The organism is Streptosporangium sp. NPDC000509 (assembly GCF_042898365.1).
Classification (GTDB): domain Bacteria; phylum Actinomycetota; class Actinomycetes; order Streptosporangiales; family Streptosporangiaceae; genus Streptosporangium.
Map to the genome: position 1 here is coordinate 168,248 of NZ_JBIAYX010000013.1, position 12,783 is coordinate 181,030.

Sequence of the window (12,783 nt, forward strand, 5' to 3'; positions counted from 1 at the left end):
CCCTCAGGACTCCCAGGGGGCGCTCTCGCCCATCTTGGCGTAGTACCTGGCCAGGTGGGCCTTGATCCGGTCGAGGTCCTCCTCGGGCACCTTGACCCCGCCCCTGGCTCCCTGCAGGACCCCTCCCGCGGCTCGTACGGCGTGCGGCACCACCTTGAGCCTGCCGTCGATCACGTCGGCGATGGGAAGTTTGTAACTCCCGAAGTTGTCCGGCTCGTCGCCGTCGTACCAGAGGTGGGCCTCTCGATATCGGGCATTGGGCTCCTCCTCGGCGTCCGACCATGATCGGACGCGCTTCTCGGCCGCTTCGCCGTCCCAGGCCCTGTCGTGCTCGGCCAGTGGCAGATCCTGAAACCGGGTGACCGTCATGATCTGGCTCCCTTCGTCGAGGGTTTCCCTACCCGGCTGACCGGTCCCATGCCTGCCCGGCGACATATTTGGACTTTGTCAGGGGAGGGGGTCGGCATGACGGACACTCCTGAGACGAGCGAAGACACGGCCGAGCGCGAAGGTGCCGGGACGGGCGGCACCGAGAGCACCGGTGCCGAGAGCGCCGGTGCCGAAAGTGACGCCCCCGCGCAGGATCCGCCGCCCGCGGGTCCGCGGGGCATCGACGGCGAGAGCAGGGTCGTGGCGGAGCGGTCGGGGGCGGACACGACCTTCCCCGAGCGACCACTTCTGGCGGATCCCGACGACGCGCGCCGCACTCCTGAGGAGGAAAGACCAGAGGGTGTGAGCGAGGCCAAGGCCGAGGCCGAAACCGAGAACGAGGCCGACGGCGAGATCGCGGGCGACGAGGGAGAGGACACGTCCGGTGACGGGGCGCCGGAACCGGAGGTCGGCCCGGCCTCCTGAGAGTCGCCCTCTTTGACCTGGCGTTGACCTGGCGCCCTATGGTCCCCGGCCCGAGGAGGGCGGACGGCCCCGCCCGACGAGGGTGGACCGGGCCCGCGGCAAGGACTCCTCCCGACATGGCGGTGGGGGCCCGGAAAACCGGGCCCCCACCGCCATATGAGTCGCGAGTCAGCTCTTGAAGGCGTCCTTGACCTTCTTCGCGCTGTCCTTGACCTTCTCCCCGGCCTGCTTGAGGTTGCTCTCGGTCTGGTCGGCCTTGCCTTCGGCCTCAAGCCGCTCGTTACCGGTGGCACGTCCCGCGCCTTCCTTGACCTTGCCCCCGAGCTCTTCGGTCTTGTTGGCGATCTTGTCGTCGTGACCCATGGTGTTATCCCTCCCGTTGTGGAGTTTTGTCCACTTCGACAGGTCCCCTCTCCTCCAGAGGAGGGGGTAAACATGCCTGCTCCGGGAGTGGTCGTCGCCTGGCCGATCCGGCGTCGCTCCCCTGGGGGCGCTCGCGAGGAGTGGAGCGTGATCACGCCCCGCCCCGGGGCCGCCCGAGGGCACTCATCCGGCCGGGGTCCGTCCCCCCTCCGGAGGCGGGACGGACCCCGGCCGGGAAACGCTCGTGGCCAGGGGGAACAGCCGTTCCGGCCGGGCGACGACCGTGCCCGGAGGAAAAACGAAATGAGGGATGCTGCGCTGTCAGCGAAAAGCGCTGACAGCGAACGAACGGAAAACGCGGCTCCCCGCTGGACTATGGTCGCGGGTATTCGTTTATTGGCAAACCTCGGGTTCGGAGTAGGTGGAAGACATGAGCGGTCCCCAGATCGTCCCCGAAGACCAGCTGTATCAGAGGCTGCTGCGCAAGCGGATCGTCGTGCTCGGCAGTGAGGTGAACGACGAGGTCGCCAACCGGATCTGCGGGGAGCTGCTCCTGCTCTCCGCCGACGACGACCGTCGCGACATCTGGCTCTACATCAATTCACCCGGCGGCTCGGTGTCGGCCGGAATGGCCATCTACGACGTGATGCAGTACATCCCCAACGACGTCGCCACCGTGGGCATGGGCATCGCGGGGTCCATGGGGCAGTTCCTGCTCTGCTCGGGCGCTCCCGGCAAGCGCTACGTCCTGCCGCACGCCAGGGTGATCATGCATCAGCCCTCGGGAGGCCTCGGGGGCACAGCCGCCGACATCGCCATCCAGGCCGAGCAGATGCTCTACACCAAGCAGATGATGCGCGAGCGGATCGCCTTCCACACCGGCCAGCCGCTGGAGCGGATCGAGGAGGACTGGGATCGCGACCGCTGGTTCACCGCCACCGAGGCCAGAGACTACGGCTTCGTCGACCAGGTGATCAGAAACACCAGTGAGGTGGTGTCCGAGGGCTGACATTCCGCTCCCGAGGACGACCCCCTTTCGGGGGAATATTTCACTCCGGGAGTGATCGCGCTCTCGGAGTGGTTTCCTGCAGCCATTCGGCGTGTTTCACATGGAACGGTCTGGCGCCATTTCCGGCCCCGCCCGGAAATGGCGCCATGCGATAAAACGGTGCCGTGCGATGAATCGTCGCCCTTTTGGTCGTCGAGGGGCCGCCGGCCGGGCTTTCCGCGTCAGTGCCGGCAGAGCAGGCAGCGTACGGCGTGTTCGAGGGACTCCGCGTCGCCGATGGGCGAGGGCCATGGAAGCCGGATCAGCGTCGGGTCGCTGTCGACGCCGGAGCGGACGGTCGCCCCGAAGCGGTCGAGCTCCCAGAGCCAGGCCTCCGGCACCGGTGCGGCGAGCAGGGAGACGAGCGCGGCCTCCAACTGCCGGCGGTGGGAGCCGTTGATGTGGTGGAGCATGCGCTCGGCGTCGTCCATCAGAGGGTCGGGGGCGGCGCCCAGATACTCCTCCGCGTCCAGCAGGCCCGACTCCGGCCCGGTGAGATAGATCACCCTGCCGACGTCGACGCGGATCAGCCGGGGGCCGTCCATCCCCTCCAGCGTCTCGAACAGGGCCTCGTCCGGGCAGCGTTCGGCGATCGCCACCGCCGTCTCCCTCACCTCGGCCTCGGGCACCGCCTGCGCCCAGCCCTGCACCTTGAGCAGGCCCCGCGAGAGCTCGTGCCCTCCCAGTGAGCGGGTCGACGTCAGATCCACGGTCACCACGGGCTCGTCTCGCACGTCATGGAGCGGATCGCCGGGCAGGACGAGCAGCACGGGTCGTCCGGCGCCGTCCACGCCGCCCCTGGCGGGTGTCGCGGGAGCGTTGGTTCCGGAGACGGAGACGTGGGTGGGAGCGGCGGTGGCTGCGAGGGTGCGGACCCGCTCGGGGATCGGCGGAGCGGTGACGGGCTGCATGAACCGGCTCTCCTTGAGGTCGGGGACACTGCTGTGTGTAAGATTAGCCTTGCCTAACTAAGGTAAACCTAACCATAGAGGAGTGAGCATGCGCTACACCGGGCCGAAGGTGCGTCTTTCCCGGAGGGCCGGCGTGCCGCTGACCCGTAAGGCCGTCCGATACTTCGAGGAGCGCCCCTACCCGCCGGGTGAGCACGGTCGCAAGACCAACCGGCGGCAGACCGGTGACTACGGGCTGCGGTTGATGGAGAAGCAGAAGCTCCGCTGGTACTACGACGTCTCCGAACGGCAGATGCGCCGCTACTGGGACATGGCGCTGCGCGGCACCGGGCGGGCGGGTGCGGAGCTGGTGGTGCTGCTGGAGACGCGCCTCGCCTCCCTCGTCCTGCGCTCAGGGCTCGCTCCGTCCATCTACGCGGCCCGCCAGTACGTCGCACACGGCCACATCACCGTGGACGGCCGCAAGGTCGACATTCCCAGCTACCTCGTCAAGCCGGGCCAGGTCGTCGCGGTGCGCGAGAGATCACGCCGGATGCAGCCCTTCGTCGCGGCGTCCGAGGGCGTGTACGCGGACGACCGGACGGCCGCCTACCTCGACGTCGACCACGCCGAGCTCCGGTTCACCCTTTTCAGCCGCCCGCTGCGCGAGCAGATCGTGGTCCCGGTGGACGAGCAGCTCGTGGTGGAGTTCTACTCGCGCTGACCCGGCGCCTATCCGCGCCGCCGGCCCGCCGCCCCCCGGGTGGCGGGCTTTCTCGCGCCGCCGTTCGTCGCGCCCTTCGAACCCGAGCCGTTCCTTCCCCCGGAGTTCGTGCCGTTCTTCCCCGCGGAGCCCGAGCCGCCGTTCGCCGTGCCCTTCGCCCTCGCCGTGCCGTTCATCGGCGCCGGAACCCGGTCTCGCAACTCCCGCACTTCGGCCCGGAGCGAGGCCAGTTCGGCGAGTACGGTCCTGCCCAGTTCCTCGGTCGCCTGTACGGATTCCTCGGCGTGCTCCTCCTCCATCGCGCTGACCACCACCGCGATGAACAGGTTCAGCACCACGAAGGTGCACACCAGCATGAACACCACGAAGAACAACCACGCGGACGGGTGCTCGTCCATCACCTCTCGGGTGATGTCGGACCAGGCGTCCCCGGTCATCATCTGGAACAGGGTGAACAGCGAGGTGGGCAGGTCGCCGAAGTACTCGGGGGCGGTGGCGTGGTAGAGCTTCGTGCTCATCACCGCCGCGACATAGAGCACCAGCGCCAGCAGCAGCACGATCGAGCTCATCCCCGGTAGCGCCGTGAGCAGCGCGGTCACCACCCGGCGCAGGCTGGGCAGCACGGAGATGAGTCGTAGCGCCCGCAGGATGCGCAAAGCGCGCAGCACCGAGAGCCCGCCCACCGTGGGGAGCAGCGAGACCACCACGATCGCGGTGTCGAAGAGGTTCCACGGGTTACGGAAGAACCGCCAGCCGTAGGCGTAGAGCTTCGCGGCGAGTTCGGCGACGAAGATGTAGAGGGCGAGGTGGTCGACGACGACGAGCACCGCGCCGTACGGCGCGGTGCTCGTCGTCGAGGTCTCCAATCCGAGCGTGACCGCGTTGATCACGATGACGGCGATGATGAACTGCTGGAAACGCTGTGTTTCGAGCAGGCGGCGGAGACGCTCGCGCGGTGGCACGGGGACTCCCGGGAGTCAAAAAGGTCAAGGACAAGCAAAGATCATAACGGATCGATGAAGACCGAAATCCGCCTTTTGTGGGGGCGAGATGTCCCAAATATTTGATCTTTGTGGTACGGGAACGTTCCGTGCAAAGGAGAGTGTGCCGAACCGTTTTCCGGTTCTGTTCCTGTGCCTCGCCCGGCGGGCGGAGACGCAGGGGCGGGGCCCACCTGGGCCCCGCGCGAGCGAGGTGTTCAGTCAGGGGGGCCGTACGGCTCGATCTTCGGGTCGGAGTAGGGGCCGCCCTCCTTCGGGGCGACCCGGCGGGCGGCGACCTCGCTCACCCGCAGGCCGTACAGGCCCTGGTCGGGGTCGATGAGCACCAGGCCGTAGTCGGTGTCGACGTCCTCCTCGGGCAGCTCCAGGCGCCGCATGGCCTGCGCGAGCGTGGCGTCGGGCGGGAGCCGTACGGTGATCAGGAGCATGCACTCACGCTACGCGCCTGGCGCGGCGTCGCAACGAGGCGAGCATCCCGGGGGTGTCGACGACTCCGTAGCCGTAGTCGTGGTCGAACCCGATGTCGCCGCGGTCGTCGGCGGTGCGCCGGAGCAGGGTGCGCAGCTGGGAGGGTGACAGCCGGGAGGAGGGCCACAGGGTGCGGATGGCCGCGACGACCCCGGCGACGACGGGGCACGCGGCCGAGGTGCCCGAGTCGGCCTCGTCGTCGCCGAAGGCCCGCGAGCCGGAGAAGTGGGTGAAGGCGCAGAGATCGGGCTTTCTCACGGTGAGGCGGCCGGGCCCCTGCGAGGAGTAGCCGACCCGCTCGCCACGGATGTCGACCCCGCCGACCGACAGGACGCGCGGGTGGGAGTTCGCGCCCGTGATCGGCCGGTTGGCGTACGCGCACCGGCCGTCGGGGCAGTCGCGCCCGCAGTTTCCCGCGGCGAACAGCACGTCGGCGCCCGCCTGCTCCAAACTGGAGACGATCAGGTTGAACGGGTGGGCCGGGTTGTCGGAGTAGTTGCCGGGATGGCCCGCGGGGAAGTCCCAGCTGGGGGAGAAGGAGCCCCAGCTGTTGGTGACGACGAGGGAGCGTGAGGCCGCGGGCTGGTCTTCGAGGACGGTGCGCAGGTGGGCGAAGGCGGCGACCGCGTCCGACAGCAGGCCGTCCAGCGCCGAGCCGCCCGGACGCCGGGAGAGCAGCACGGGCACGTCGATCAGCGACGCCCTCGGGGCGGCGATGAGCGCGTCGAAGGCGCACATCGTGCCGTGGTCGACGGGGAACTCGCCCGCCTCGCCCCGCACCCCCGACGGCTTCCAGCTGCGCTGGGCGTCGAGGGCCACGCCGCGGTCGAACTGCCGGGCCACGTGCGCGGCGTTGATGCCGCTGTCGAGCACCGCGAGCGCGACGCCAGAGCCGTCGAGGCCCTCGCGCGCCAGCTCGGAGACGTGGAGCAGCCGCTCCACGTCGCGCCAGTCGCCCACCGGTGGCGTTCCGCCGCAGGTGAGGCTCCGCTGGATCATCGGGTCGGCGAAGACCCCCACCACGTCGGGACGCAGCGAGGGCAGCAGGGTGACCCGGGTGGAGATCTCGTCGTCGGAGATCTCCCCGCGGACCAGGACGGAGGCCTCGTCGTCGGCGAAGGAGAACGTGAGCGGCTGGTTGAGCGAGAGGGGATCGCCCCCGGTGAGGGGGACCGGGCGGGGAGCGACGACAGGGGTGAAGGAGGGGTCCACGACGACGCCGGGCAACGCGTCGGCGACGTCGGCCGCCGCCGTGCTCACCGAGGGGTCGGCCACGGCCGCGACGACGTCGGGGGATGGACGGAGCTGGAGCAGGACCCGCATGTGCACCACCGGGGCTTGAGAGGATCGGGCTCCACCACGTTCCTGCATCCGCCTCGATCGCGTCCAGCCGTTGAAACCACCCTCTATCTGGCCTCATGGCATGTAACCCACACAAACGACAGGGATGGATTTCCTTCCCTGCGCGGGTGCCGGTGACTAGCGTTGGGCGGCATGACCGCAGAGGCGGAGACGACTCCACCCCCCACCCCAGATGTCCGGCACACCCACTGGCTGAGCACACGGCCCAGACTGATTGTCGCCAGTGGGTTCATGCTCTTCCTGGAGCTGGCCCTGATCCGATGGACCGGATCGAACATCGTTCATCTGAGTTACTTCACCAACTTCGTCCTGTTGGGGTCGTTTCTCGGTATCGGGCTCGGCTTCCTCCGGGTGGGACGCACCACCCGGCAGCCGTACTACTCGCCGATCGTGCTCGCCGTCCTGGTGCTGGTCGTGTGGCTCTTCCCGGTCACCGTGGACCGCCAGACCGAGGGGGTCCTGTACTGGACGAGCCTGAGCGAGAGCGGGCCGCCCGCCTGGCTGATCCTGCCGGTCATCTTCGCCGCGGCGGCGATCGTGCTGATGGGCCCGGCCGAGCTGGTCGGGCGGTGCTTCCCCGAGCTGGAACGGCTGGAGGCCTACCGCTACGACCTGATCGGCAGCCTCGGCGGCATCGCGCTGTTCACCGCGCTGTCGTTCCTCAGCGCGCCCCCAGTGGTGTGGGGGGTGATCGCCGCGGTCGCCTACGCGGTGCTGCTCTGGCCCCGCAAGGTCTGGGCCCGCGCGGCGCTGCTCGTGCCCTCCCTCATCGTCGTCGGGGTCCTCGCGACGGAGTCGCTGACGGCCGGGGCGCTGTGGTCGCCCTACTACAAGGTGACCTACGTGCGCGGCTACTGGAACGACGTGCCGCTGATGGACATCAAGGTCAACGGCATCCCGCACCAGCAGGCCAGCCCGGCCAAAAGCCGCCTGGAGTGGGAACGCCAGTACGCCCTGCCGTACGAGCGCGCGACCTCGGGCAAGCTGGACGACGTGCTGATCGTGGGCGCGGGCAGCGGGACCGACGTGTCGATCGCGCTGTCGAAGGGCGCCAAGCGTGTGGACGCCGTGGAGATCGACCCCAAACTGCTCGAACTCGGCCGCTCCTACCACCCCGACAGTCCGTACAGCGACCCCCGCGTCACCGCCCACGTCACCGACGGCCGAGCCTTCCTGGAACGGACCTCCGACAAGTACGACCTCATCCTCTTCGCGTTGCCCGACTCGCTCACCCTGGTGTCCGGGGCGAGCTCGCTGCGGCTGGAGAGCTACCTGTTCACCCAGCAGGCGATGGAGGCGGCGAGGGACCACCTCAAGCCGGGCGGCACCTTCTCGATGTACAACTACTACCGCGAGACCTGGCTGGTGGACCGTCTCGGCTCCACCATGCAGGCCGCCTTCGGCCACAAGCCCTGCGTCGACATCGTCAGCGAGACCGGGCAGCAGGCGGTGATCACCGCGGGTCTCACCGCCGAGGCGCAGCGCTGCGACTCCGAATGGGCGGGGGCGACCGCCGACACCCCGCCGCCGAGCGGTGACGACCGGCCCTTCCTCTACCTGAAGGACCGGACGATCCCGCAGATCTACGTCATCACCCTCGGCCTGATCCTCGTCGTCAGCCTGCTCGCCGTCCGCGCCGTCGCCGGTCCCTACCGGCGGATGCGCCCGTACGCCGACCTCTTCCTGCTCGGGGTGGCGTTCCTGCTGCTGGAGACGAAGAGCGTGACCGGGTTCGCGCTGCTGTTCGGCACCACCTGGGTGGTGAACGCGATCGTGTTCGGCGGGGTGCTGGTCGCCGTGCTCGCCGCGGTGGAGGTGACCCGCCGCTTCAGGGTGCCGTCGCTGCCGGTGATGTACGGGGTGCTGCTCGCGGGGCTGGTCCTCGCCTGGCTGGTGCCCAACTCGTGGCTGCTGAGCCTGCCGCTGCCGGTGCGCGCCGTGGCGGCCGTGGTCGTGGCGTTCCTGCCGATCTTCGCGGCCAACGTGGTGTTCGCCAAGCGCTTCGCCGACTCCGCGGACGCCACCGTGTCCTTCGGGGCGAACCTGCTGGGCGCGATGGTCGGAGGCTGCCTGGAGTATCTGGCGCTGGTCATCGGCTACCAGGCACTGCTGATCGTCGCGGGCCTGATCTATCTGGGGGCCTTCGTCCTGCTGCCCAGGACCGCGAGGGGCGTCGGAGCGGCCAAGGCCGGCTGAGCCCGGGGGCTCCGGGAAAAGCGCCGGTGGCCCGTCCTCCTTCGCGGAGGGCGGGCCACATGCGTGCGGGATGGTCGGCGGCGGAGCCGGTCGCGCGGGGCGGTCAGAACCCGCAGAGCTCGTCCAGGGACGCGGCCTCGCCCTTGCCGTTCGGGGTGGGCGTCTGGCTCGGCTTGGCCACCGCCGTCCTGGAGGGCTTGGGTGTGGCGGTGGGCGTCGATCCGCTCGCGCCGCTCGTCCCGGGGGAGGCCGTCGCGGCGAGGGGCCGACGGGCCGGCTGCAGTGACTGGCGCAGCGTCCTGGCGGTCGCGGCACGGATCTTCTGCCAGTCGGGCGAGCCGGTGTAGAACTCCGGCGGCACGAACTGGAGGCTCACGATCCTCGCGTCCTTGACCTTCAGCCCCAGCTCGGTGATGTGCTCGAGCAACTCGCGAGGGATGTCGGTCTTGGCCATCTTCTTGGCCACGTTCGCGATCTTGACGAAGTTGGTGAGCACGACCGACGGGGTGGCCTGCTGGGTGAAGGCGCCGATGACGCAGCGCTGGCGGGCCATCCGGGAGAAGTCGTCGCTGCCGACGCGGGAGCGACCGTACCAGAGGGCCTCCTCGCCGGTGAGCTTCCGGTATCCGGCCTTGATGGTCCCCGCGGTGCCGTAGAGGCCGCCCCAGGGCACGTCGCTCTCCACCCTGATCCTCAGGCCGCCGATGGCGTCCACCAGGTGGGCGAAACCGAACATGTTGACCAGGGCGTAGTAGTCGATCTTCAGGTTGAGCGTGTAGCCGATCGCGTCCATGAGGGCCCGAGGGCCTCGATGGCCGTCCTTGACGTCGGGCATGAGCTCGGGGTGGTCCTCGGCGTACTGCCAGACCTCGTTGAGCAGGCCCCCGTTGGGCAGCTCGCGCATGAACCCGTCGGGGAACCGCTTGCCGAGCGGGGTGTTCGGCGGGAAGCGGACGTGCTGGAGGTTGCGGGGGAGGCTGAACATGGCGGTGTTGCCGGTCGCGACGTGCACGCTGGCCATGGTCATGCTGTCGGTCCGCACGCCCTCCCGGTTTCCGGCGCCGTCGCCGCCGACGAGCAGGAAGTTCACCCGCTTGCGCCCGCCCCACGGGTCCTCGTGCTTGACGGGGGCCGCCGTGGGGTTGGCCGAGGCGCTCTCGAAGATGCTATTGGCCGCGTCCTTGACGGTCAGCACGGTGCTCGCGGTCAGCGCGAACGGCGCCATCACCGACACGCACAGCACGCCGACCGCGATTCCCGACACGATCTGTCCCCTGCCACTGAGCCGGTCGGGCCCGAGGGAGACGTAGGAGAAGAGCACCAGCAGGAACCAGGCGATCGCGCCGACGATGGCGAGGACCGCCCCGGTCATCAGCGTGCTGTCGCGGGCGACGAAGCCCGCGTTTCCGTCACCGCTGAGGACGAGCGCGCCGACCAGGGCGGCGAGCAACAGCGCGCCGAAGATCGTGAGGAGGATGTATCCGGTACGGCGGTGTCCCGCCCGCAGGTGCGCCGCGCCGGGCAGGAGCGCCGACAACGCGGTCCAGCCGATGAGCGCGCCGACCGTCATCGGCTTGGCGAACCGCGGCCGCTTCCCGGGCGGCCCGGGAGGGGCAGGGGGGCCGGGAGGCGACCCTCCGCTCTGGCCCGGTCCTCCGGGACTGCTGGGCCCTCCGGGCGGGGCCGCTCCCTGAGGCTGAGCCGGTCCCGCGGGCTGGTCGGGCCGCGGTCCCGCTCCGGTCTGCGAGGGAGAGGCCGCCTCGGTCTCGGGCGCCCCTCGGGAAGGAACGGGCTCCTGTGCGTCGTGCGTGGCCTGCCCGTCGCGTACGCCGTTCGGGGGAGGCGTCCCCTGTCCGCCGCGTACGTCGTGGGGGGAGGGTGTCCCCGGCCCGTTGTGCGCGCCCAGAGGGGAGCGCGCCTCCTGCCCGTCGGTGGCGCCCCGTACGCCGGGCCGGGTCTGCGGGGGTGTGCCCCGCCCGTCCGGCACGCTCTGGGCCTGGCCGGGAGCCGCCCGGAGTCCGCTCGCCGCGTCCCTGGAGGGAGACGCGTTCTGCCCGGAGGGAGAGCCCTGCGCCTGTGGCGTGCCGGGTGGAGCGGCGGGGGACTGTGTCTCGGCCGGCCCCTGCGCGACGCCACGACCTGCACCTTGGCCGCCGCCGCGGCCCGCGCCCTGGCCACCGCTGCGGCGCCGGGGGCGCCGTTTCCCGTTCCCACTGTCGCCGGCGAGATCCCCCGAGTCTTGCCCAAGGCGCATCGTCACACCGCTTCCTACTACGTCTTGCCCCGGTCTACCTGGCAAAACAGCCAAGGTTCCCCGATTGAACGGAATTTGCCAGGATTCTAGTCCCCATACCTGGACATGACAGACAGATAGCTAATCTGTGGTGAATGATCGTTTAAGTCGTGATGTTATCTAAGATGTCGCCGAAGACGGCGCCAACCAGGTGTTGCACTGGAACGTCTTGTTCTTCTCGTAGCCCTGCCGGAACCACCGATGGTTGTTCGCCGGGGAACCGTGGTCACGGGGGTAGCCGGGCCAGTCGCCCACGCGGGAGTAGAAGTAGTAGAGGGTGTTGCGCCGGGCGGGGGTCACCGGATAGCTGGCCGAGACCGAGCGCATGAACATCGCGCCGAAGCAGGTCGCCTGGAGCTCGAACCGGCGGCTGAGCGCGAGCCTTCCGCTCTGACTGCCGGAGCGGAGCGACTTCTGCCACCAGGTGTCGGACAACCCCGACAGATGTTGCACGTGGTGTCCGTACTCGTGCGCCATCATGCTGACGACCCCGCCGTGCCAGTCGGTGATGGAGCCGTACCCGCCGGAGTCGCCCACCCCTCGCACCATCGCCCTGGTCGAGGCGTAGATGGTGGTGTTGCGCGGGCAGTAGTAGGGCACCATGCTGCCCGGCGAGGGAAAGTCGCCACAGGCGCCGCGGCCCTTCGTCGCGGTGAGGGCGTAGCCGGGCGGACGCCAGTCCATGCCCTGCTCGCGCATGATCCGGGACCAGCCCTTGTCCATGCATCTGGAGGTCTTGAGGATCAGTGCCTTGAGCTGACTGTGGCTGTAGATGCTGGCCGATCCCGCCGGGCAGTTGACCCTGGGAAGCCCGCCGGCCCGGTAGAGCGTGTTCTTCTCCAGGCTGGTGTTGAGCGCCCGCGCCCTGGTCGGGGGCGTGACCGTGTCCTTCGAGGCGTCGGAGGAGGTCGTCGTCCGCCTCGGTTCGCTGGACGCGGTCCGCGCGGGCTTCGCGGTGGGCCTGCCGTCCGGGGAGGTGGGCGGCGGCGAGATCGCGACCGGCGAGACCGAAACCGAGCGGCGGCTGTTCTTGGCCACCGCGCCCATCACCACGAGCCCGAGGAAGACCAGCGCGAACACGCCGAGGAACCCGCCGGCGATCGCCCCGGCGCCGCTGGAACGAGAGCGCTGCGGCTGCCACTGCGGTGGCGGGTGGGCGTGCCGCTGCCGCAGGTCCGGTGGTGGCGGGGCCGGGTGGCTGTACGGCGGCGGGGTCGGACGACCGTACGGCGATGGTGGCTGGGATGGATGACCGTACGGCGGCGCCGGCGGGGCCGGATCGCCGTATGGCGACGGTGGTGGGGCCGGATGACCGTACGGCGGCGGTGGGGCCGGATGGCCGTACGGCGCCTGACCGCCGGGCAGTGTGGGCATATGCCGGTATCCCTGTTCCGGCGGCGGCTGCTGCGGGCGCGCCGGCGAAGGCGGAAACCGGGGCGGATATCCGGAGGGCGGTGGCTGGGGGTGGCTCTGGGGCGGGCTCGGCTGCCGGGAGGCGGGGGGATACCCGTAGCCGGGAGGGAATCCCTGTCCTGGCGGCGACGCCGGGTGGCTCCCGTGCCCCGGCGGCGACGCTGGATGGT

At 69.9% G+C, this 12,783-nt stretch carries 12 protein-coding genes; 4 read left to right on the top strand and 8 right to left on the bottom strand.

The genetic code is table 11. The annotated features are described in order from the left end of the window. Positions 1–3 precede the first annotated feature (3 nt). On the bottom strand, positions 4–369 hold the full coding sequence (locus tag ACFY3D_RS24260) for a hypothetical protein (RefSeq protein ID WP_389982877.1): 366 nt from the start codon (positions 367–369) through the stop codon (positions 4–6). Positions 370–465: 96 nt separating this feature from the next. Between ACFY3D_RS24260 and ACFY3D_RS24265 the strand changes: the two genes are divergently transcribed. Then, positions 466–855 carry a hypothetical protein gene (locus ACFY3D_RS24265; RefSeq protein ID WP_389982880.1) on the top strand — a complete coding sequence of 130 codons (390 nt, stop codon included), beginning with the start codon at positions 466–468 and terminating at the stop codon, positions 853–855. 168 nt (positions 856–1,023) lie between these two features. Here ACFY3D_RS24265 and ACFY3D_RS24270 read toward each other — a convergent pair whose 3' ends face one another. Beyond that, positions 1,024–1,218 carry a CsbD family protein gene (locus tag ACFY3D_RS24270; protein WP_362505991.1) on the bottom strand — a complete coding sequence of 65 codons (195 nt, stop codon included), beginning with the start codon at positions 1,216–1,218 and terminating at the stop codon, positions 1,024–1,026. Between the two features lie 430 nt (positions 1,219–1,648). On the opposite strand from ACFY3D_RS24270, the gene ACFY3D_RS24275 reads away from it, so the two are divergent. Next, a complete protein-coding gene (locus ACFY3D_RS24275; RefSeq protein ID WP_350949211.1) occupies positions 1,649–2,227 on the top strand; it encodes an ATP-dependent Clp protease proteolytic subunit in 579 nt (192 codons plus the stop codon). A 221-nt stretch (positions 2,228–2,448) separates the two neighbouring features. Here ACFY3D_RS24275 and ACFY3D_RS24280 read toward each other — a convergent pair whose 3' ends face one another. Then, positions 2,449–3,177 carry a DUF2470 domain-containing protein gene (locus ACFY3D_RS24280; protein WP_389982883.1) on the bottom strand — a complete coding sequence of 243 codons (729 nt, stop codon included), beginning with the start codon at positions 3,175–3,177 and terminating at the stop codon, positions 2,449–2,451. Positions 3,178–3,265: 88 nt separating this feature from the next. Here ACFY3D_RS24280 and rpsD point away from each other — a divergent pair, with 88 nt between their 5' ends. Further along, entirely contained in the window at positions 3,266–3,880 is a 615-nt protein-coding gene (gene rpsD, locus ACFY3D_RS24285; protein ID WP_389982886.1) for a 30S ribosomal protein S4, read from the top strand. 8 nt (positions 3,881–3,888) lie between these two features. Here rpsD and ACFY3D_RS24290 read toward each other — a convergent pair whose 3' ends face one another. From ACFY3D_RS24290 to ACFY3D_RS24300, 3 genes are all read right to left on the bottom strand, one after another. Continuing rightward, entirely contained in the window at positions 3,889–4,842 is a 954-nt protein-coding gene (locus ACFY3D_RS24290; protein WP_389982889.1) for an ion transporter, read from the bottom strand. A 236-nt stretch (positions 4,843–5,078) separates the two neighbouring features. After that, positions 5,079–5,309, bottom strand: a complete 231-nt coding sequence (locus tag ACFY3D_RS24295; RefSeq protein ID WP_389982892.1) for a hypothetical protein — start codon at positions 5,307–5,309, stop codon at positions 5,079–5,081. 4 nt (positions 5,310–5,313) lie between these two features. Then, on the bottom strand, positions 5,314–6,672 hold the full coding sequence (locus ACFY3D_RS24300) for a S8 family serine peptidase (protein WP_389983134.1): 1,359 nt from the start codon (positions 6,670–6,672) through the stop codon (positions 5,314–5,316). Between the two features lie 171 nt (positions 6,673–6,843). Here ACFY3D_RS24300 and ACFY3D_RS24305 point away from each other — a divergent pair, with 171 nt between their 5' ends. Then, positions 6,844–8,907 (top strand): spermidine synthase, encoded by a 2,064-nt coding sequence (locus tag ACFY3D_RS24305; protein WP_389982895.1) that lies wholly within the window; start codon positions 6,844–6,846, stop codon positions 8,905–8,907. Between the two features lie 103 nt (positions 8,908–9,010). Here ACFY3D_RS24305 and ACFY3D_RS24310 read toward each other — a convergent pair whose 3' ends face one another. Beyond that, entirely contained in the window at positions 9,011–10,477 is a 1,467-nt protein-coding gene (locus ACFY3D_RS24310) for an LCP family protein (protein ID WP_362903044.1), read from the bottom strand. Positions 10,478–11,320: 843 nt separating this feature from the next. Beyond that, the gene (locus ACFY3D_RS24315) at positions 11,321–12,574 is read right to left on the bottom strand and encodes a neutral zinc metallopeptidase (protein ID WP_389982900.1); all 1,254 of its coding nucleotides are present in this window, start codon (positions 12,572–12,574) and stop codon (positions 11,321–11,323) included. Positions 12,575–12,783 lie beyond the last annotated feature (209 nt).

Coding starts and splice junctions, on each gene's coding strand:
- ACFY3D_RS24260 (WP_389982877.1), bottom strand. CDS start 369: ATGACGGTCACCCGGTTTCAGGATCTGCCACTGGCCGAGCACGACAGG.
- ACFY3D_RS24265 (WP_389982880.1), top strand. CDS start 466: ATGACGGACACTCCTGAGACGAGCGAAGACACGGCCGAGCGCGAAGGT.
- ACFY3D_RS24270 (WP_362505991.1), bottom strand. CDS start 1,218: ATGGGTCACGACGACAAGATCGCCAACAAGACCGAAGAGCTCGGGGGC.
- ACFY3D_RS24275 (WP_350949211.1), top strand. CDS start 1,649: ATGAGCGGTCCCCAGATCGTCCCCGAAGACCAGCTGTATCAGAGGCTG.
- ACFY3D_RS24280 (WP_389982883.1), bottom strand. CDS start 3,177: ATGCAGCCCGTCACCGCTCCGCCGATCCCCGAGCGGGTCCGCACCCTC.
- rpsD (WP_389982886.1), top strand. CDS start 3,266: ATGCGCTACACCGGGCCGAAGGTGCGTCTTTCCCGGAGGGCCGGCGTG.
- ACFY3D_RS24295 (WP_389982892.1), bottom strand. CDS start 5,309: ATGCTCCTGATCACCGTACGGCTCCCGCCCGACGCCACGCTCGCGCAG.
- ACFY3D_RS24300 (WP_389983134.1), bottom strand. CDS start 6,672: ATGCGGGTCCTGCTCCAGCTCCGTCCATCCCCCGACGTCGTCGCGGCC.
- ACFY3D_RS24305 (WP_389982895.1), top strand. CDS start 6,844: ATGACCGCAGAGGCGGAGACGACTCCACCCCCCACCCCAGATGTCCGG.
- ACFY3D_RS24310 (WP_362903044.1), bottom strand. CDS start 10,477: ATGACGGTCGGCGCGCTCATCGGCTGGACCGCGTTGTCGGCGCTCCTG.
- ACFY3D_RS24315 (WP_389982900.1), bottom strand. CDS start 12,574: ATGCCCACACTGCCCGGCGGTCAGGCGCCGTACGGCCATCCGGCCCCA.